Genomic DNA, 20,245 nt, shown 5'->3' on the forward strand with positions numbered 1-20,245 from the left:
GGACCGAATGCCTTTCGCGGTCAGAGATCCAGAACCAGCGGGCCGCCGGTCGAGCGCGAGACACAGGTCAGCATGTGGCCCGCCCGCTCACCGTCGCTCAGCAGCCGATCGCGGTGCTCGACGTCGCCGGAGCGCACGCCGATCTTGCAGGTGCCGCAGAAGCCCTGGCGGCACGAGTACACGACGTCGGATTTCACCCGCCGGATCGCGGCCAGCGCGGTCTCACCGCTGCCCACCCGCACCGTCACGCCGGTGCGGGCCAGGGTCAGATCGAAGTCGCGGCCGTTCAGTACCGGTAGCGCCGAAAAGCGTTCGGTATGCAGGGAAGCCGTCGGGTTCAGGTCGAACAGGCAGCGCTGGGCCGCGGTGAGCACCGCGGGCGGGCCGCAGACGTACACCGCCGCGCCGGGCCGCGCGCTCGCGAGGATCGCCGCGATATCCGGTGTGGCGCCTTCGTCGTCGGGGCGAATGTCGACGCTGCCGGGCAGCTCGTCCAAGAACGGCATGCTCTCGCGGGAGCGGCCGAGATAGACGAGTCGTCCGCGCGCACCGGCGGCACGCACCATCGGCAGGATGGGGGTGATTCCGATGCCCGCCGCGAGGAACAGATACGACGGCGCGGTCTCGATGAAGGTGAAGGCATTGCGCGGCCCCTGAATTCGCACCGGGTCACCGACCGCGAGCGTGTGCGCTTCGCGCGATCCGCCCTCCCCGTCGGCGAGGCGGCGCACCGCGATTCGGTAGCTGCGCCGCTCGCGCGGATCGCCGCACAGCGAGTACTGCCGCTGTCGCCCCGAGGGCAGGAACACGTCGATATGGGAGCCGGGTCGCCACGACGGCAACAGCTCGCCCCCGGGCAGGGCGAGGGTCAGGCTCACCACATCGCGCGCCTCGACCCGCACCTCCCGCACCACGGCCGTCATGTCGAACCCGGTGAACCGCACCGGATTCGGCGGTGACAGCGCCGGTACGGTGACGACCCTCTTGTACACGTCCAGCGCCGCGGCGAGCACGCGCAGACCGGTCGTGGGAGCGTCCGCCCTCATCCGCGGACCGCGGGCGACTGCGCGAGGTAGCGCAGCGCATTGTCCATCGATCCCAGTTGCGAGGGGTGGAATCGGGGGCTCAGGTAGCGCGGCATCTCGGTGAAGAAGGTGGTGAAGCTGGGGATGACCTGCCGCCGGGTCGCACTCACGAATTGCGCGCCCCAGAATCGGCCCTTCCGCGGGCTCGGATCCTGCCGGTACAGGTACGCGGTGGAGACCACGAACAGCGGCAACAGTAGTGCGCTCGCCAGCACGCCGGTGCGGGCCCGGCGTGCGTAGCCGCCGTCGACGTGCATGTACGCGTCGAAGACCACGCTGCGGTGCTCGACTTCCTCCGCGCCGTGCCAGCGCACCAGATCCAGCATGGTCGGATGCATGCCGAGTTCGTCGAGAGTGCTCGTCTCCAAGAGCCATTCGCCGATGACGGCGGTGAAATGCTCCATGCCCGCGAACAGGCCGAGCCGTTCGCGCAGCCACTGCTGCTTGGCCTTGCCGGTGAGCCCGTGATCGCCCAGGGCGCGATCCACCAGCCAGGCGACCTTGGCCACATAGGAATCCACGTCGAGTCCGATCGACTGCAGGTGCGCGCGAGCGCCCTCGTGGCTGCCCGCGTGCATCGATTCCTGGCCGACGAACCCGGTCACCTCCTCGCGCAGGCGCTCGTCGGCGATCTCCGGGAGCGCCTCGGCCAGGCAGGCCGCCATCGCCCGCTCGCCCTCGGGCAGCACCAGGTGCATCACATTGACGACGTGGGTCGCCACCACCTCCCCGGGGATGTAGTGCAGGGGAACCGTGGAGAAGTCGAAGTGGACGTCCCGCGCGTGAATCGCGTGCGCTTCTTCCTGATAGGAGCGCGCCGTTGCACTGTTCTCAGCCATGAGCGAACCGTACATTGCAACGTTTTGCATGGCAATGTTGCAGCCACAAATCGGCCATGATTGTTGCAATCGCGCGGATGCCTGCTAGCGTCGACACCGTGCCACGAACCGCCCCCGCCTCGGCGAACGCGCCCAGGACCGACGCCACCATCGAGGACCGGATCCTCGACGCGGCGCTCGTTCAGTTCGAACAGGTGGGCGTGAAGAAGACGACGATCGAGGACATCGCCCGCAAGGCCGACGTCGATCGGGTCACGGTCTACCGGCGCATCGGCTCACGCGATGACGTGGTGCGCGCGGTAACCGGCCGCGAGATTCAGCGGCTGCTGGCCGAACTGCGCGAAATCCCTTCGCGGCACGCGACTTTCGAGGACATCGTCACCGCCACCTTCGCCACCGTGATCATGCGGTGGCGCTCGCACGCCCTCGTCGAGCGCATGGTCACCCTGGAGCCGGAGCGGCTGCTGCCGCAGCTGACCACCGAGGGCGGCACCTTCTTCGTCATCTCGGTGCACGCGACCGCGGATATCCTGCGTGATGTCGTGCACGAGAAGAACTTTCGCGAGCTCCCCGATCTGGTCGCCCGCGTCGAGGTCGCGTGCCGCGTGGTGCATTCGCTGATCCTGCAACCCGCGGGCACCATCTACCTGGATTCCGACGAGGCCCTCGCGGATTTCGCCCGCGAGTACATCCTTCCGATCCTCACTCGCTGAGATCTCCCGCCACGGCGGGGCGACGCTACAGCCAGAGCGCGGCGATGCGCGCGGATTCCGCCTTGCCCTGCGCGCGTCCCGCGTGCGCGACCGGCACCCGGGCGGACGGGTCCAGCGGGTTGTCGCCCGCCGCCGCGTGCGCGGCCTCGTCCAAGGTGATCACCTCGACGCGGGCACCGGAATCCAGGAGCACGGTGATCTGCTGCGCCAGGTCCGGATCATCCGGCATCGGGGCCACGACCAGAACCCGCTCGTAGCCGAGCGCGTAGTCGGCATTGCATCCCGAGCGCACCCCACCGTCGACATAGCGCACGCCGTCGATGGTGACCGGTGGCCAGATTCCGGGCACCGCCGAACTCGCCGCGACCACATCGACCAGTCCCGCCCCGGAGCTGCGATCGAAGAGCCGGGGCTCGCCGGTTTCCGCCTCGACCGCCGCGATCAGCAGCGGCCGATCCGGCCACACCCGCACCGGCAGACGACTTTCGATGACCGCGCGGCGCACGGGTCCCGCAACGGTGGGCGCATCCAGTGCCATGCGGCCCAGCCGCAGCCGCCGCTGCGCCGGATCGTCGTCGGTCTCGGTGAAGATGGCGGTGAGGATGTCGTGCATGTTCGCCGAGGAATCGCCGGCCGGAAACAACTCCCGGCTCTGCAACTCCGGGTCGACCTGCCGCTGGAACAACTGCTCCGGTGACGCACCCGAGGCGATCTGCACCGCGACATTCGCACCCGCCGAGGTACCGATGATCAGATCCGCATCGGTGATGTCCACACCGGCGTCCGCCAGCCCCGCGACCACGCCGTTCTCCCACGCGATCCCGGTGACACCGCCACCGCCCAGCACCAATGCCCGCTTGTCCGTCATGCGCACTCCCGTCTCGCACTGCACGACATCCATCTTGCCCGCCGCGACCGGGTTCCCGCCCGGCCGGGTCACCGCCCGCGTCGTCTCATTGCGTGGAAGTAGCCGATATCGGGTCAGGCGGTTCCCTTCGCACCGGAGGTCTCGGTGACCCGCACCCTCGGGCGCAGAGTGATTCGGGCATTGTCGGCGGGACTCAGGCCGGTGTGGAAACGACGGGGAGGTTCGAGGGCGTCGACGATGGGCTCGATGCGGCGTTGTTCGAGGATGGCGCGGAACAGGATTCGGGCTTCGACGAGGGCGAAGGACGCGCCGAGGCAGCGGTGAGGACCGGCGCCGAAGGTGAGCCAGGTGTGACCGTTGGGGCGTTCGTCCAGGAAGCGTTCGGGGCGGAAGACCAGCGGGTCGGGGTAGTGCTCGGGGGATTCGTGAATCAGCAGGATCGGCAGGATGACGATGGCGCCCTTGGGGATCAGCACGCCGTTGACCACGGTGTCGCGCAGCGCGCGCCGCCCGGTGAAGGGCGAGACGGGCCGCAACCGCATGGTCTCCGCGACGACCGCATCGAGGTACGCGTCCAGTCCGGCGCTGTCACCGGACTCGATGCGCGCGTCCAGTTCGGCCATGACCTGTGGATGCCCGGCGAGCATGGCGGCGATCCAGCCCAGCGTGATCGCGGTGGTCTCGTACGCGCCCAACAGGATTCCGCGCATATTGCGCGCCAGGGCGACATCGTCGTGCTGATCGAGCTCGGTGTCGATGTACCGCGACAGCATGTCCTTGCGGCCGCTTCCGCCGCCGGGCAGGGCGCGGCGGGCGGTGATCTCCTCGATCACGACCGCGTCGACCGCGGCCTGGCGAGACACCAGCGGCGGATACGGCAGCGTGTACCCGCCCAGCGCCGGGGTGAGCAGGGTGACCGCGAGGAAACCGCGACTCTCGATGGCCCCGAACCATTCCTGCACGGCCGACTTCAGCCGATCCTGGCGCTCGGGCGCCACATCACCGAAGATGACGCCCAGCAGCACGCCGATTGCCAGGTCGTAGCCGACTTTCAGGAACTCGATCGGTTCCCCGACCGGCCAGTCGGGCAGCGTGCGCTCGACCACCTCGACCATGACGTCCTCGTAGGATTTGAGGGCCTTGCTCTGGAACGGCGGTGAGAACAGCCGCCTTTCGCGGCGATGGTCGTCACCCTCGAGGAAGATCAGGGTCTCCCGGCCGAACACCCGGTCGTGACTGGAAAGCCTGCTCATCAGCTGTCCGACCGAGAAATCGTCGTGGTTGGAGAACACCTCCCGCACATCGTCCATGTCGTGGGTGATGAGCATGGGCGGAAATCCGGGGGGCGAGAGGACGAATCGCTTGCCCAGCGCCAGCAGCGGGGACTCGTGGGTGCCCGGACGGATCAGGTCGCCGAGTCGACCGTAGTGGCGGGCGCGTAGCCGGGGAAGGTGGGCCAGCGATATCGGAGTAGGTGACACGCAGCCATCCTCACCGTTGAAGCGTCATCTCGCAATCGCGAAATCCATACGGCCACAACGGGTGCCGATCGATAGCTGCCCCTACTTTTAGGGGCAGGCCGAGACGAACGTTGATGTCGCTAACCACCGTCGCCCGGTGTAGACATGCCTATATGGTGGGCGCGGTTCGGCCACAATGCGCCACCTGCGATCGCCCGTTCGACGGGGATCGAGGATCGACCGAATCTCATAGTTGCACCAGGTAGAGGAAGTTAGTTCGTGCTCAACACTTTCACTGGAACACTGTTCGACCAGATTGCGAACCGGCCCGCCGACCTGGTGTACCGCTTCCTGGACAGTGGTGACATCGAAGGCGTTGTCCACGAGGTCTCCTACGGCGATCTGGGCCTCAGGGTGCGGGCCATCGGTGCCGCCCTGCAGGATTCGGGACCCCAGCGCGCCCTACTGCTGTACCCGGCGGGTCGCGAGTTCGCCGAAGCCTTCCTGGGCTGCCTGGCGGCGGGCGTGATCGCCGTACCCGCGCCGCTGCCCGAATGGGACAACCGGTCACTGCGGAGGCTGCGGCGCATGGTGACCCACGCCGAGGTCGATGTGGTGCTCGCGCCGCAGCGGGTCGTCGCGGAGCAGGCCACCCTGTGCGCGGAGATCCCGGAACTGTCCGGCGTGCACTGGCTGGCCACCGATCTGATCACCGACGACGAGGCGGCCCGCTGGCGCGAGCCGGACCTGAGCCCGGAGTCGGTCGCGTTCATCCAGTACACCTCCGGCTCCACCAGCGCGCCGCGCGGTGTCCTGCTCACCCACGAGAACCTGCTGCACAATCAGGCGGCGCTGGCCGACGGGCTCGGTCACGAGCGCTCGTTCGCCGAGTCCTGGGACGGCGCGCTGTTCGCCAGCTGGCTCCCGATGTACCACGACATGGGCCTCATCGCGCCGCTGCTGCACACCATCTATCTGGGCGCGAACTCGGTACTGATGTCGCCGCTGCACTTCCTGCAGCGACCCGAACGCTGGTTGCGGGCGGTCTCCGCCTATCGCGCGCACACCAGCGGCGGCCCCAACTTCGCGTACGAACTGTGCGCGCGCAAGATCGCTCCCGAACAGCTCGACCAGCTGGATCTGAGCCGCTGGCGGGTGGCGTTCAACGGCTCCGAACCCGTCCGCGCCGCCACCATGCGCAAGTTCTCCGAGGCCTTCGCGCCGGCCGGATTCCGCGCCAGATCGCATCAGCCGGTCTACGGTCTGGCCGAGGCCACCCTGATCGTGACCGCCTCCTCCACCACCGCGGCCCCGATCCTGCGCCCGGTGGCCGGGACTCGCGCCGAATCGGTCGGCGTCGGACGCCCGGTCGAGGGAATCACGGTCGCGATCGTCGATCCCGAGAACCGTGTGGAACGACCCGACGGCGCCGAAGGCGAGATCTGGGTGGCCGGAAAGAGCGTGGCCGCGGGCTATTTCCGGGACGAGGCGGCCACCGCCGAGGTGTTCGGAGCGACCCTACCCGGAGACGAGCGCCGCTACCTGCGCACCGGCGACCTCGGAATCCGTTCCGAGGGTGAATACTTCGTCACCGGCCGGCGCAAGGATCTGCTGATCGTCGAGGGCCGCAATCACTATCCGCAGGACATCGAATCGACGGTCGAGACCGCGCACGACGGCGTCCGGGCCGGATGCGTGGCGGCGTTCTCGGTCGAGATCGGCGCCACCGGTGAACAGCCGATCGTGGTGGCCGAGGTGCGCACCGAGGACCCGGGCGAGCTGGCCGAGATCGAGGCGGCCGTGCGCGGCGCGGTAGCGACCGAGCACGGGCTCACCCTCGCCACGGTGTTCCTGATCCGTCCCGGAACCGTGTTCAAGACCAGCAGCGGCAAGATCCAGCGCTCCGCGTGCCGGGCGGCATATCTCTCGGGTGAATTGCTCACCTTGACGGCGGGACCGCTGTGGTCGCCCGAGGACGAGATCTACGATCTCGAAACGACGACGGCGACAACCGAATCCACGACGACCGAGGGCGCCGAGGCACAGACGGCAGAGAGTTCCGAGGCCGGGCCGTCGGCCGAGGCCATCCGTTCCTGGCTGGTGCGGGAGATCGCGCAGCAGGCGGCATTGGACCCCGAGCGCATCGACGTGCATCTGCCGCTGGTCGAATTCGGTTTGGGCTCACACGATCTGGTCGAACTCGTGGTGGATCTGTCGGACTTCGTCGGCCGGTTCCTCGATACCAACGTGTTCTTCGATCACCCCACCATCGACGGCGTGGCCACCGTGCTCGCGCCCGCCGCGCCGATCGAGCCCGTCGCGACGGACGGCGAGACCGCCCCCGCGGGCGACGCGCAGGACCCGATCGAACACGACGATGACGACGCGATCGCCATCCTGTCGATGTCCTGCCGGTTCCCCGGCGCCGCTGACTCCCCCGAGGCGCTCTGGAAGTTGTTGGACGACAACAACGATGGGCTCGGCGAGGTGCCCGCGGGACGATGGGACATCGAGGGCCTCTACGACCCCGACACGACCGCCACCGGCAAGGCGTACACCTTCCGCGGCGGCTACGTCGACGGACTGGATCGTTTCGACGCCGCCTTCTTCGGCATCGGCCCGCGCGAGGCCGCGGTGATGGACCCGCAGCAGCGGATGATGCTGAATCTCGCGTGGGAGGCCATCGAACGCTCGGGCCGCGATCCGCGCACCCTGCACGGCACCCCGACCGGGGTGTATCTCGGCGTCTACGGCACCGGCTATCTCGCCGATCCCGCGCCCGAACAGCTCAACGGTCAAGTGGGAACCGGCCTTTCGCCCAGCGTCGCCTCCGGGCGCATCTCGTACACGCTCGGTCTGCACGGTCCTGCGATCACCCTGGACACCGCGTGCTCCTCCTCGATCGTGGCCATGCATTCGGCGATCGCGGCCCTGCGCGCGGGGGAATGCGACCTCGCGCTGGCGGGCGGCGCGACGCTGCTCATGTCGCCGGTCGCGCACATCGAGTTGAGCAAGCTGGGCGTGCTGTCCCCGACGGGCCGCTGCGCGCCGTTCTCCGCCGAGGCGGACGGAACGGTGTGGGCCGAGGGCGCGGGTCTGGTGCTGCTCAAGCGGCTCGGCGACGCCCGGCGGGACGGGGATCGGGTGCTCGCGGTCGTGCGCGGGTCCGCGGTCAATCAGGACGGCCGCAGCCAGGGGCTCAGCGCCCCCAATGGCGCTGCGCAGGAACAGGTTCTGCGTACCGCGCTGCGCGTCACCGGTCTGTCTCCGCACGACATCGACTATGTCGAGGCGCACGGCACCGGCACCGCGCTCGGAGATCCGATCGAGGCGCGGGCGCTGGCGCGGGTGTTCGGACCGGACCGCGACCCCGCCCGGCCGCTCGCAATCGGCTCGCTCAAATCGAACATCGGCCACACCCAGGCCGCGGCGGGCGTGGGCAGCGTCATCAAGCTTGTTCTCGCACTGCAGCACGAACGGATTCCCGCCACCTTGAACACGAGCGTGCCCTCCCCGCACGTGGAGTGGGAGCGCAGCGGTATCGCGGTGGCCTCGAAGGCGCTGGCGTGGCCGCGCGGTGAGCGGCCGCGCCGGGCCGGAGTGAGCGCGTTCGGGCTCAGCGGGACCAATGCGCACCTGATCCTGCAGGAGGCGCCCCTCGACCTCGGCGCTACCGGCACCGACGGCGATCCGATCACCGATACCGACACTCACGCAACCGAATTCGACGATCGAACTCCCGCCGAAGGAGAACACGGCGCCACGATCTCGCTGCTGCCGATCTCCGCGCGCTCGGAGAGATCACTCCGGGGTCAGGCCGAACGCCTGCTCGATCTGGTCCTCGCCGATCCGAGCTTGGAACCTGCGCCCGTCTCGCGCTCACTGGCGTTGCACCGCACCCAGTTCGAGCGCCGCGCCGTGATCGTCGCCGACGACCGGGACGCCATGGTCGAGGGGCTTCGCGATCTGGTGGCGGGCCGGCCGTCCCCGAATGTCCTGCTCGGCGCGGGCGCGGTCCTCACCAATGCCAAGACCGCGTTCGTGTTCCCCGGCCAGGGCACCCAGTGGACCGGGATGGCCCGCGACCTGCTCGCCGGATCCGAGGCCTTCCGCGCGGAGTTCGAGCAGTGCGACAAGGCATTCGGCGCACAGCTGGGCTGGTCGCTGGTGGATCGCCTCACCACCATGACCGACGCGGACCTGCTGGATTTCCCGGTCGTGCAGCCGCTGTTGTTCGCGACGATGGCGGCGCTGGCCGCCACCTGGCGGGCCGCGGGTGTCACCCCCGATGCCGTGATCGGGCACAGCCAGGGCGAGGTGGCGGCCGCGTACTGCGCCGGTGTGATCGAACTGAGCGATGCCGCGAAGATCGTCATCAGCCGCAGTCATCTGATGCGGGACATCCCCGAGCCGGGCGCGATGGCCGTGGTCGGCCTGCCCGAAACCGAACTCGGGCGGTGGCTGAGCGATGTCGAGGACCGGGTGTCGGTCGCGGCGGTCAATGTCCGCCGCTCGACCGTCATCACCGGCCAGCAGGCCGCGGTGCAGGACCTGCTGGCCGAGCTGGACCGCGCGGGAATCCACACCAGCCTGCGCGCGACGGGCACCGGGTACGGCGGGCACAGCGCCCTGATCGACACGATTCGCGATTCCCTGGCCGACGAACTGGCCGACGTCACCGCCGATATCCCCGTGACACAGTGGTATTCGACCGTCACGGGCGAACCGGTCACAGGTGCGCCGATCGAACCCGACTACTGGTTCCGCAATGCGCGCGAACCCGTCCGCTTCGCGGACACGATCGAGCGCATGATCGGCGACGGCTTCCGGTACTTCGTCGAAGTGGGCGTGCACCCGTCCCTGACCACGGCCGTCAAAACCCTCGCGGACGAGCTGTCTCGCGAAGTCGTGGCCGTCGCCTCACTGACCCGTGACCAGGACGGTCCCACCTGTCTGGCGCGCGCCCAGGCCGAGCTCTACACCGCCGGTCACGAACTCGACTGGACCGCCCTGGTTCCCGAGTCCGGCCGAGTGGATCTGCCGACCTACGCCTTCGACGAGCGGCGTTTCTGGACCGAGCGCCTGCACCGCGACACCGGTTCGCTGGGACTCGGCGACATCATCCATCCGATTCTCGGCGCCGTTGTGCCACAGCCGGATTCGAACGGCGTCACCCTGACCGGCCGAGTATCGCGCCATCTGCAGCCATGGGTCGGCGACCACGCGAGCCCGACAGCGGTGCTGCTGCCCGGCACCGCCCTGGTCGAGCTGGCCGTGCGCGCGGGCGACGAAGTCGATTGCCCGGCGCTGCGCGAACTCGTGCTGCGCGCACCGGTGCTCGTTCCCGAGCGCGGCGCCGTGCGGATCCAAGCGGTGGTCGGCGGGCCCGACGACGCCGAGCGTCGCCCGGTGCGCATCTACGCCCGGGACGACAGCGACCCCGACGCCCGGTGGACGCTGCACGCCGAGGGCACCCTGGCCGAGGACACCGAACCTGTTCCCGCACAGCTCGATTCCCCGGACTGGCCGCCCGCCGGCGCGGCGGCCGTGGACGTGCGGGACCTCTACGCCGGACTCTTCACCCGTGGCCACCACTACGGTCCGCTGTTCCGCGGCCTGCGCGCGGCCTGGCGACGCGAGGACGAGATCTTCGCCGAGATCGAACTTCCCGATTCGGCGCACGAGGACGCGGCGGCGTTCGGCATTCATCCGGCGCTGCTGGACTCCGCGCTGCACAGCACCGCGCTGTTCGGCGCGGACGGCGACCACGCGCTGCTGCCCTTCGCATGGAGCGATGTGAACCTGTGGGCGTCGGGGGCGACCTCGCTGCGGGTGCGACTGACCCGTTCGGGTCCCGAGACGGTCGCCCTGACCGCCACCGACCGGACCGGGCAGCCGGTGGTGTCGATCGGCTCGCTGCTGCTGCGCCCGGTCGTCGCCGCCCAGTGGGACGCGGCATCGCTCGTTCCCGCCTATCGACGCCTGTTCCAGCTCGAGTGGGCGCAGCTGCCACCGCTCGTCCCGGGCAGGGCACTCACGCTGCGCGACTGGGACTCTCCGGACGCGGGCACCGCCGACGCGATCGTCGTGACCGTGCCCCAGGGCACGACGCCCGCACAGGTCCACGACACCGCTCAGCACGTCCTGGCCACCCTGCAGACGATCCTGAGCGACAACCGGTTCGAGCGCACACCTGTGCTCGTGCGCACTCGCGGCGCGATCTCGGTGACACCGGGCGCGGCGTTCGCCACCGCCTCCCCGAGCTCCACCGCGCTCCCGGCCCACGGAACGTCCGGCGTGGAGGTTCCGGATCCGGCGGGCGCCGTGGTCTGGGGGCTGGTGCGCTCCGCGCAGTCGGAGAACCCGGGCCGCATCGTACTGCTCGATACCGCCGATACCGAAGTGGATGTGGCAGCCGTGCTCGCCACGGGCGAACCCCAGGTCGCCGTGCGCGACGGTATGGCCCTGCGCCCGCGGCTGACTCGACGTGTCGAGACCACGGAACCCGCGCCCGACGGCCGGATCTCGCTGGGAGACGGCGCGGTGTTGATCACCGGCGCTCCCGGACGGCTCGGCTCCGCGCTGGCCAGGCATCTGGTCGATGCCTACGGTGCCCGAGATCTGGTACTCCTCAGCCGCCGTGGCATCGACGGTCCCGGCGGCCGGGAGTTGCGCGAGCACCTCGAAAGTCGTGGAGCCCAGGTGCGATTCGCGGTCTGCGACATCACCGACCGCACCGCCCTGGCCGGTGTGCTCGACGGCGTGCGGATGACCGGCGTGATCCACGCGGCCTGCGTCCTGGACGACGGCATCCTCGGCGCGCTGACGCCCGAGCGCCTGGACCGGGTGCTGCGCCCGAAAGTCGATGCGGCACAGCATCTGCACGAGCTGACGGCCGATCGGGACCTGTCGATGTTCGTGCTGTTCTCCGCCGCCGGCGGCTTGTTCGGCACCCCGGGACAGGCCAATTACGCCGCGGCCAACGCCTACCTCGATGCGCTCGCGCTGCATCGCCGATCGCTCGGACTGCCCGCTCAGGCCCTCGCCTGGGGCACATGGGAGGTCGATATGCACGACCACTACGCGCAGGCGGACATTCGCCGTATCGAGCGTGCGGGTATTCGCACCTTCTCCGTCCCGCAGGGCATGGCTTGCCTGGATGCCGCACTGCGGCTGGGTGATCCGATGCTGGTGCCGCTGCTGCTCGACACCGAGGTCCTGCGGCACTCGCCCTCGGTGCCGCCGCTGCTGCGCGGACTCGTGCGCAGCCGGACCCGCCGCGCCGTGGCCGATGTCGCGGTGGCCGACGCCGTCGCCGGATCGCGCTTCGCCGAACGCCTTCGGCCCCTCCCCCGGGCGGAGGCGCTCGCCCTGGTGATGACGGCGGTGACCGAATGGACCGGGCAGGTGCTCGGCCATACGGGAACCGAGAAGGTCGCGACCGCCGAGACGTTCCAGAGCATCGGCCTGGACTCGCTGATGGCGATCGAATTGCGCAACAAGGTGCGTGAGCACACGGGTGTCTCGGTGCCGCTTGGCACCATTCTGGCCGAGCGGACCCTCACCGACCTGGCCGACTATCTCGTGGATGAAGCACTGCGGCAGGGGAATTCCGGCGCGGCCGAGTCGGCCGCGGAAGTGCCGGAGTTCGAGGTGCTGCCCGTGACCCGGGACATGATGCGTCTGCTGCGCACCGAACAACTCGGCATCCCGAGCGCCGCCCAGACCGGTGGAGTGGCCGTTCGACTGGCCGCCTCCGTCACCGAGCCGATGCTGGAGCAGGCGCTCGCGCGCCTGGCGCGCCGGCATGCGGCCCTGCGCACCACCATTCGACCCAGTCAGGAACACGGGCGGCAGTTGCAGATCAGCCGCGAGCCGGGCCTGCTGGCCGGGTGGCGGGATCTGGAGCACCTCGACGACGCGGTCGTGGGCCGGCACTTCCGGGATCTGATGGCGGGGCCGTTCGATCTGGAAACGGGGCCGCTGTGGCGGTTCGAACTGCTGAACGCCGAATCCGCCGACCCGGTCCTGCTTTTCGGCGCGCACCACAGCATGAGCGATGTGCAGTCGATGCTGCTGGTGGCCGGTGAGCTGGCCGCCGAACTCTCGGGTGAACCGCTCGATGACACGGTCACCAACCGGGACATGCATCAGCTGCTCTCGGCGCAGCGGAGTCGTCGCGAGGGCGAGGAGACCTCGGCGGCCCGATGGCGGGCGAACTTCGAGGGTGCGGCTCGACTCGAATTGACCTGGGCACAGCCGCGTCCGGCCGAACGCACCTACGGTGCGGGGGCGATCGCGGTCGATATGCCCGAGGGATTGCACGATCGGGTGGCCGAGCGGGCCCGCGAACTCGGGCTCACTCCGGCCGCGGTGTTCCTGGGCGCGCTGACCGTGCTGCTGGCTCGCCGTCAGCAGGTCGAGCGATTCACCGTCGCGGTTCCGGTGGACACCCGCATGCACGCCGACGCCACCGATGCGGTCGGGTATTTCGGTGTGCCCGTGCCGTTCCCGGTGTCGGTCGGGACCGACGAGGTGGTCGCGGATGTGCTGCGGCGCACCGGAGACCGGCTGCGCACCCTGCTGACGCCGGGCGCGGGATTCGCCGAGGTGCTCGCGACGCTGGCCGCCGCGGGCCTGTACCGCGACAACGCGCCGCTGGTCGAGGTGTACTTCAACTATCTGCGCGCCAACTCCGCCGTGGCGGCGGCCGAGATCGTCCCGGTGAGCACCGGATACTCCGACCTGGACCTCATGGTGGCGGTGCTGCCCGATACCGGTCAGGTGTGGTTCACCTTCAACAGCGACATCATCGACGCGACCAGCTGCGCCGAGTTCGGTGCGCAGTACCTGGAGACGATCTCCGCGGCGATCACCGATCCCGGAGCCCCCGCGCTGCCCGCGGAAACCGTTGGGCGGCAACCGGTGTCCGGCATCCGTGCCGCGCTGGGCGCGACGTTCACCCTCGGCCGAATCCCGGAACTGCTGGCGGCGGCCGCCACCGGCAGCACCCCGATCACCGTCGCGGAGGCCCCGTATCACCAGATGCTGACCTGCCTGCGCGACCCCTCGGGCGTGTTCGCCGCGCCCTCCACGGCGCTGGGCGTCGTGCTGCTGCGCGCCGCGGATCTGGAGCGGTTCGGCGCGATCACCGACGATGTGCTCGCCGAACTCGCCGAGGACTATCCCGCAGCGGTGCGCGAAGTCACCGAACGCACCCGCAAGCCGATCATCGTCGGGCTCCTGCCCACGGCCACCGAGCAGGATCGCTTCCTGGCCTGGGAGCGGACCGTCTCGGCGCGCCTGCGTGAGATACCCGGCGTAGCCGTGCTGGACACCGACGAATGGACGCGAATCCATCAGGTGGACAACCCGTTCGACGATCGCACCGAGATCCTGGCTCATCTGCCCTTCTCCCCCGAATTCCAGGCCGCCGTGGCGCTGACGCTGGTCGAGACGGTCGCGGCCGTCACCGAACCCGCACCCAAGGTCATCGCCGTGGACGGCGACGACACCCTCTGGAGCGGCACCGCGGGCGAACTCGGCTCCACGGCAGTGACTTTCGATGCGCCGCGCATGCTGCTGGCGACGCGGTTGGCGCGGTGGCGCGCGGCGGGAACGCTGCTGGTGCTGGTGACGAACAACGACGAGGATGTGGTCGAGGCCGTTCTGGCTCGTCCGGACAGCCTCCTGCACCGAGAGGACTTCGCCGCCGTCTCCTGTGGTTGGGACGCCAAACCCCAACGGCTGGAAGCCATCGCGCAGGAACTGGGGCTCGGGCTCGACACCTTCTGCTACCTCGACGACAACCCCGTCGAGGTGGCGCGGATGCGCGCCGAACTGCCCGAGGTCCTGTCGGTCACCGTTCCCCCGGCCGAGGATCTGGGCGCGTTCCTGACCCGGCTGTGGCCGATGACTCCGATCGCCGCCACCGCCGAGGACCGTGCCCGCGCCGACTTCTACCGCCAGGAACAGGACCGCGACAAAGCCCGCGCCACAGCGGAATTCGCGGACTTCCTGACTCAGCTCGAGCTGCGAGTCGACACCGAACCGCTGACCGAGGCCACCGTCGAACGGGCGAGCCAGCTCATCCGGCGCACCACCCAGTTCACCCTGGCCCCGGTCACCGCCGAGGAGCTCGATCGCTGGCGAGCGGGCGGCGAGGTCTGGACCGCCACCGCCGGTGACCGCTTCGGTGACTACGGCCTCATCTCGGTCGTGGCGCTGCGCAAGGACGGCGACTCCCTGTGGATCGACGGCTGGCAGCTGAGCTGCCGCGCGCTGGGCCGGGGCGTGGAGGAACGTCTGCTCGCCCATATCGCCGAGAGAGCCGAGGCGCTGGATTGTGTGAGCGTGCGCATCGCGTTCGAGCACACCGCCCGCAACGAACCCGCCCGCCGTCTCGGTGCTCGCCTGCTCGGCAGCGCGAGTACCCCCGATCATCACTTCGAGGTGGCGATCTCCCCGGCTCGCCTGCGGGCCTTCCGTTCCTGGGACATCCAGCCGATCGACCAGGAGCACACCCGATGACCGGCCCCGCCGAACCCGCCTCGGTCCGCAACCCGGCCGTGGACCGCCGCACCCGCGCCGAATCCCTCGAGCGCGGCGCCACCCTCGACGTCGCCGCCCTCCTGGCTCGCACCAACACCCCCGCCCCACCACGCCCGCCCGACGCACAGCGAGAGCACCGACCCGGTTCCTCGCTGGTGAGTGACTCCGCTGCCGTGCTGATCGACGCACAGCACGCACCGCGGAGCCACGCTCCGGCCGACACACACCCCTCCGGTGCACACGCCGCGCCGAACACGACCGACCGACGCGGTCCGCGCACCTGGGACGCCGACGAATTGGCCTCGGCGATCACCGAACTCGCGAACCGCTTCACCGCCTCACCGATCGACGCCGACACGGACTTCTTCGACGCGGGCGGAACCTCGATCGCCGCCGTCGAACTGGTCGCCGCGCTGAGCAGCGAACTCGGCATCCACCCGGACCTCGACACGGTGTTCTTCGACGCGCGTCCCCGCAGACTCGCCCGCCGGTGGCTCGCGGACAATCCGCGATCACGACGCCCACAGCACGACACGCCGACCGACCCGGAGTCCCGGGCGCTCGGTCGGGTCCATCCGGAACGACAGCCTCGCACCACGGTCTCCCCCGCCGCATCCGACGCAGGACCGCGCGCACTCGACGCGAACTCCGGTCCCGACCCCCGGGTCGCGAGGACACCAGCCGGTCTCCCGGGCACAGGCACACGAACACCGACCCTTCCGGAATCGACGCACAGCCACCACGCGGTCGCAGTGCGCGCCGAGACCGATCAGGGGCCCGACACCGGGATGGACGACGACCTCGCCCAGTTGTTCGCCGATCTCGGCGGCGCGGACAGGCTGCCGGTGGTGGATGCGCCGCGACCGGTCGCACCGCAGCGGATTCTGCTGACCGGGGCCACCGGGTTCCTGGGTAGTCATCTGCTGCTGGATCTGTTGCGGCACAGCCAGGCTCATGTGGTGTGCCTGGTCCGGGCACAGGACGATCAGGCTGCCACGCACAGGCTCGAGCAGGCGCTGCGGCGCTTCGCGCTGCCGTGGTCGAGGGAGGTGCTGCGGCGGGTGACGCCGCTGGCCGGCGATCTGCGCGAACCTCGGCTCGGGCTCTCGGACGAGCGATGGGACGCGCTCGCGGGTGAAATCGACTCGATCGTGAACGCCGGTGCGGCGGTGGACTTCCTGCGCGGGTACCCCTCGCTGCGCCGCACCAATGTGCTCGGTCCGCTGACCCTGGCGGAGCTGGCGTGCACCGGTCGGCCCAAACCCGTGCATCACATCTCGTCGCTGGCGGTGTTCAACGGATCCGATGCGGATGTACTCGCCGAGGACGAACCGACCGCGAACGTGTCGCGGCTGCCGATCGGGTACGACCGCTCCAAGTGGGCCGCGGAGGCGGTACTGCGCCGTGCGGCCGAGCACGGTCTGGTGGTGACCGTCCTGCGCCCCGGCGGGATCGGCAGCCATCCGGAGACCGGTGCGCACAATCCGCAGGACCTCAGTGCGGGAATCACCGCGGCGCTCATGCGATTTCGCACGGTGCCGGGCTTCCGGTACCTCAATGCCGCCCCGGTGGACTGGGTGAGCCGGATCGCCGCCGAGATCGTCGGCACACCCGATGCGTGGGGGCACACCTATCACCTCACCGGCACACCCACCTCACTCGAGCAGATGGTCGCCGAAACCACCGTCGGCGGGCTGGGTGTGCGCGTGCAGCACTGGGAGCAGTGGTGCGAGGACACGGTGCGCGCCATCCGTGACACCCCGGTACCGGAACTGGAATCGCTCGCACAGGTGCTGCAGAGCCCGGCGGCCCGCCGTCAGCTCGCGGCCATGGTCACCGCCTCGCCGTCCTCGGCCACCCGCACCGAGGCCTTCGTGGCCGCGCACGGCCTGCCCGCACCGCTCGTCAACGGTCCGGCGGCCCGGGGCGCGCTGCTCGCGGCCATGGCTTCCACGACGCCGCCGGACGCGGAACCCTACCTCCGATTCAACGAAACACTTTCCGGCACACTGAGTCCCATCGACGAGACGGTTCGATTCCCCGGGCCCGCGGGTGAGACCGTGCGGATTCCGGGCCCGATCGGCGAGACCCGCGACTTCCCGTGCGATCTGCGCCTGACGCTGTCCGTCGCGAGCAGCGCACAGGTGTTCGTGGCGCGCACCCTCGACGTGAGCGGCGAACTGCGCTGTCCCGGTCTGCACGACGACCCGCTCGTGGTCGAGGGCACCGCCGTGGTGCGACCTCACGACGGCATCCCGCTGCGCCACGAGGTGCGGCACCCGATCATGCATTATCGGCTGACACTGCGCGATTCGTCCGGCGACAGCTGGTGGCTGGAGGGCTACAAGTTCGCCGCCGCGCAGCGCCGCCTGGTCCGCCAGCTCGGCACCCAGGTGATCGAGATCGGCCGGGCCGGGGAGCCCGCGGCGTACACCGGCGAGGTCTCGGTGCCGATGCACACCTATCTGCCCGACCAGATCGACGGCATCCAGATCGATCCGAGACTGCCCGAACGCCAGCAGCGCCTAGCGAAACTGCTGTGGCTCAGCTGGTTCGGCGGTCAACTCGGCAAGAGCGTGCTGGAACCGATGCTGCGCGTCGGCACCGATCTGCTGGATCTGCGCCGCGCCCTGCGTAAGGAGAACCGCCGATGACCGGACTGCGCTCGACAGGTGCGGAACTCGCTGCCGCGGAATCGTTTTCGTTCACCACCGCCGACGGCGTACAGCTTCGGCTGCACCGGGTCGGCCCGGACGACGCGCCCGCGGTGCTGCTGGTGCACGGGCACGGGATCTCCTCGGAGATGTTCGCACTGCCCGAGATCCGCAATGTCACCGATGTGCTGGCCGAGGCCGGATACCAGTCGTGGCTGCTGGACTGGCGCGGCAGTTCCCGGCTCCCGCACAACGAATCGGGCCGCCCGTACACCGTCGACGATGTGGCCCTCTACGACCTCCCGGCGGCGGTCGATCGGATTCGGGAGCGGATCGGCGAACGTCCGCTGTTCGTGGTGGCGCACTGCATCGGCGCGCTGGCCCTGGCGCTGAGCATGACCGGCGGCCTGCTCCCCGGATTGGCCGGGGTCGTCGCGCAGGGCGTCTTCCTCACCCCGAAGGTCACGACCTCGGCCAGAATGCGAGTGCTGCTGGGCAGCGAGTTGATCGGCTCGCGCATGACCCATCTGGATTCGGACTTCCGCAAGGTCGGACTGTGGTCCAAGCGCACACTGCTGTACGCCGCGCTTTCGCGCAAGGGCGACTGCCCCGACCCCACCTGCCGGATGGTCCAGCACGGCTGGGGCATGGGCGCCAAGCTGTTCGAACACGATCAGCTGCACGCGCGCACCCACGATCGACTCTCCGAACTGTTCGGCGCGATCCCGCTCTCGGTGCTACCGCACCTGCGCCAGATGGAACTGGCGCACGCCGTCGTGCGCTGGAACGTGGACGACGAGCGCTACCACGCGCTTCCGGAGAACGCCCTGGACCAGGCCGACCGGATCGACTGCCCCGTGCTGCTGCTGACCGGCAGCCGCAACGAGGCCTGGCTCGATTCCAACAAGCTGTGTTACGACGTGCTTTCCGCGCGGAACCCGGGAGTCGAGGTGCGCTACACCGAGATTCCGTCGTACGGGCATCTGGACACGTTCATCGGCCGCGGCGCGGCCCTGGACGTGTTCGGGCACATCGTCGATTTCCTGGACGAGGTGTCCGCGCGGGACTCGACCTCAGCTCGGAACGCGTAGGGGCAGGCCGGCGGCTTGGTAGACGGCATCGATGACGGTCATGGTGGCCACCGCGTCCTGCGGCGTGGTGGCCACCGGCTCACCGTGCAGCACCGCGCCCGCGAAGGCGTCGAGCTGGAAGTCGTACGAGGGACGACGCGTGAAACGCTCTATGCGCCTTCCCTTCTCGGAGCGCACCAGCATCAGATGACCGTACTGGGGCAGCACCGGATTGAGCAGCGTGATCCGTCCGCGCTCACCGATCACCGTGGCGCTGATCCGCAGCACGTCGGTGGACCACATCGAGCAGCGGATGCGCCCGGTGTGCCCGGACTCGAAGGCCAGCTCGGCGCTCATGGCGCGGTCGATCCGGGGATCGTGCAGTTTCGCCCGGGCCGAGACGACCGTCGGCTCCTCGCCGCCCAGCACCCGCGCCATGTGCACGGCGTAGCAGCCCGCGTCCATGAGCGCACCGCCCGCGAGGTCGTAGTCGTAGCGGATATCGGAGAACTTCGGCAGCGGGAAGCTCAGCGCGGTCTCCACGCGCCGCAGCGTGCCCAGTTCACCGGAGGCGATGATCTGCTCCGCGGCGGTGATCAGCGGGTGGTAGCGGTAGTGGAACGCCTCCATCACCACGCGGTCCGAGGCCTTCGCCACCGCCGCGACCGCGCGCGCCTCCTCGGCGTCGGCGGTGAACGGCTTCTCGCACAACACGTGCTTGCCGGCTTCGACGGCCGCCCGGGTCCAGCGGCCGTGCAGGCCGTTGGGCAGCGGGACGTAGACCGCGTCGATATCGGGAGCCTCGATCAGCGCCTGATAGCTGTCGTAGACCTGCGCGATGCCGTGCTTGTCCGCGTACGCCCGCGCCCGCGCACCGTCCCGAGCCGCGATCGCCGCGACGACCACATCCGGGTTCCGTCCGGCCGGTGCGATCAGGGAGGACGGCGCGATGGCGGCGGCACCGAGAATCCCGATGCGGAGGCCGGGGCGTGTGTCTTCGGTCAT

The 20,245-nt window shown here is 69.7% G+C and carries 9 protein-coding genes; 4 read left to right on the forward strand and 5 right to left on the reverse strand.

Translation table 11 applies throughout. The features are described from left to right. Nucleotides 1–20: 20 nt before the first annotated feature. Both NJ1_RS31135 and NJ1_RS31140 read right to left on the reverse strand, forming a co-directional pair. Nucleotides 21–1,046, reverse strand: a complete 1,026-nt coding sequence (locus NJ1_RS31135) for a PDR/VanB family oxidoreductase (RefSeq protein ID WP_067701491.1) — start codon at nucleotides 1,044–1,046, stop codon at nucleotides 21–23. Continuing rightward, entirely contained in the window at nucleotides 1,043–1,924 is an 882-nt protein-coding gene (locus NJ1_RS31140) for a metal-dependent hydrolase (RefSeq protein WP_084479057.1), read from the reverse strand. Before NJ1_RS31140 ends, NJ1_RS31135 begins: the two co-directional genes overlap by 4 nt. 98 nt (nucleotides 1,925–2,022) lie before the next feature. On the opposite strand from NJ1_RS31140, the gene NJ1_RS31145 reads away from it, so the two are divergent. Next, nucleotides 2,023–2,637: a TetR/AcrR family transcriptional regulator gene (locus NJ1_RS31145; RefSeq protein WP_245717668.1), complete on the forward strand. Its 615-nt coding sequence runs from the start codon at nucleotides 2,023–2,025 to the stop codon at nucleotides 2,635–2,637. A gap of 25 nt (nucleotides 2,638–2,662) precedes the next feature. Here NJ1_RS31145 and NJ1_RS31150 read toward each other — a convergent pair whose 3' ends face one another. Together NJ1_RS31150 and NJ1_RS31155 are read right to left on the reverse strand one after the other, a co-directional pair. After that, nucleotides 2,663–3,505: a patatin-like phospholipase family protein gene (locus NJ1_RS31150; RefSeq protein WP_067701568.1), complete on the reverse strand. Its 843-nt coding sequence runs from the start codon at nucleotides 3,503–3,505 to the stop codon at nucleotides 2,663–2,665. 113 nt (nucleotides 3,506–3,618) lie between these two features. Next, nucleotides 3,619–4,986, reverse strand: coding sequence for a cytochrome P450 (locus NJ1_RS31155; RefSeq protein WP_067701499.1), 1,368 nt, complete (start codon nucleotides 4,984–4,986; stop codon nucleotides 3,619–3,621). Between the two features lie 258 nt (nucleotides 4,987–5,244). On the opposite strand from NJ1_RS31155, the gene NJ1_RS31160 reads away from it, so the two are divergent. Genes NJ1_RS31160 through NJ1_RS31170 form a run of 3 tightly spaced genes read left to right on the forward strand, consistent with a single transcriptional unit; the run spans nucleotide 5,245 to nucleotide 19,261 of the window. Further along, nucleotides 5,245–15,495 carry a type I polyketide synthase gene (locus NJ1_RS31160; RefSeq protein WP_067701503.1) on the forward strand — a complete coding sequence of 3,417 codons (10,251 nt, stop codon included), beginning with the start codon at nucleotides 5,245–5,247 and terminating at the stop codon, nucleotides 15,493–15,495. Then, the gene (locus NJ1_RS31165; RefSeq protein WP_067701507.1) at nucleotides 15,492–18,170 is read left to right on the forward strand and encodes a thioester reductase domain-containing protein; all 2,679 of its coding nucleotides are present in this window, start codon (nucleotides 15,492–15,494) and stop codon (nucleotides 18,168–18,170) included. Before NJ1_RS31160 ends, NJ1_RS31165 begins: the two co-directional genes overlap by 4 nt. Further along, a complete protein-coding gene (locus NJ1_RS31170; protein WP_067701510.1) occupies nucleotides 18,167–19,261 on the forward strand; it encodes an alpha/beta hydrolase in 1,095 nt (364 codons plus the stop codon). The genes NJ1_RS31165 and NJ1_RS31170 overlap by 4 nt, the downstream gene beginning before the upstream one ends. Here NJ1_RS31170 and NJ1_RS31175 read toward each other — a convergent pair. Then, nucleotides 19,244–20,245, reverse strand: coding sequence for a Gfo/Idh/MocA family protein (locus NJ1_RS31175; RefSeq protein WP_067701513.1), 1,002 nt, complete (start codon nucleotides 20,243–20,245; stop codon nucleotides 19,244–19,246). The genes NJ1_RS31170 and NJ1_RS31175 overlap by 18 nt on opposite strands.

The organism is Nocardia jejuensis NBRC 103114, assembly GCF_001613145.1.
GTDB classification, from domain to species: Bacteria; Actinomycetota; Actinomycetes; order Mycobacteriales; family Mycobacteriaceae; genus Nocardia; species Nocardia jejuensis.

Excerpts from the sequence above, each read along its gene's own strand:
- NJ1_RS31135 (WP_067701491.1), bottom strand. The coding sequence starts at position 1,046 with ATGAGGGCGGACGCTCCCACGACCGGTCTGCGCGTGCTCGCCGCGGCG.
- NJ1_RS31140 (WP_084479057.1), bottom strand. The coding sequence starts at position 1,924 with ATGGCTGAGAACAGTGCAACGGCGCGCTCCTATCAGGAAGAAGCGCAC.
- NJ1_RS31150 (WP_067701568.1), bottom strand. The coding sequence starts at position 3,505 with ATGACGGACAAGCGGGCATTGGTGCTGGGCGGTGGCGGTGTCACCGGG.
- NJ1_RS31165 (WP_067701507.1), top strand. The coding sequence starts at position 15,492 with ATGACCGGCCCCGCCGAACCCGCCTCGGTCCGCAACCCGGCCGTGGAC.
- NJ1_RS31170 (WP_067701510.1), top strand. The coding sequence starts at position 18,167 with ATGACCGGACTGCGCTCGACAGGTGCGGAACTCGCTGCCGCGGAATCG.
- NJ1_RS31175 (WP_067701513.1), bottom strand. The coding sequence starts at position 20,245 with ATGACCGAAGACACACGCCCCGGCCTCCGCATCGGGATTCTCGGTGCC.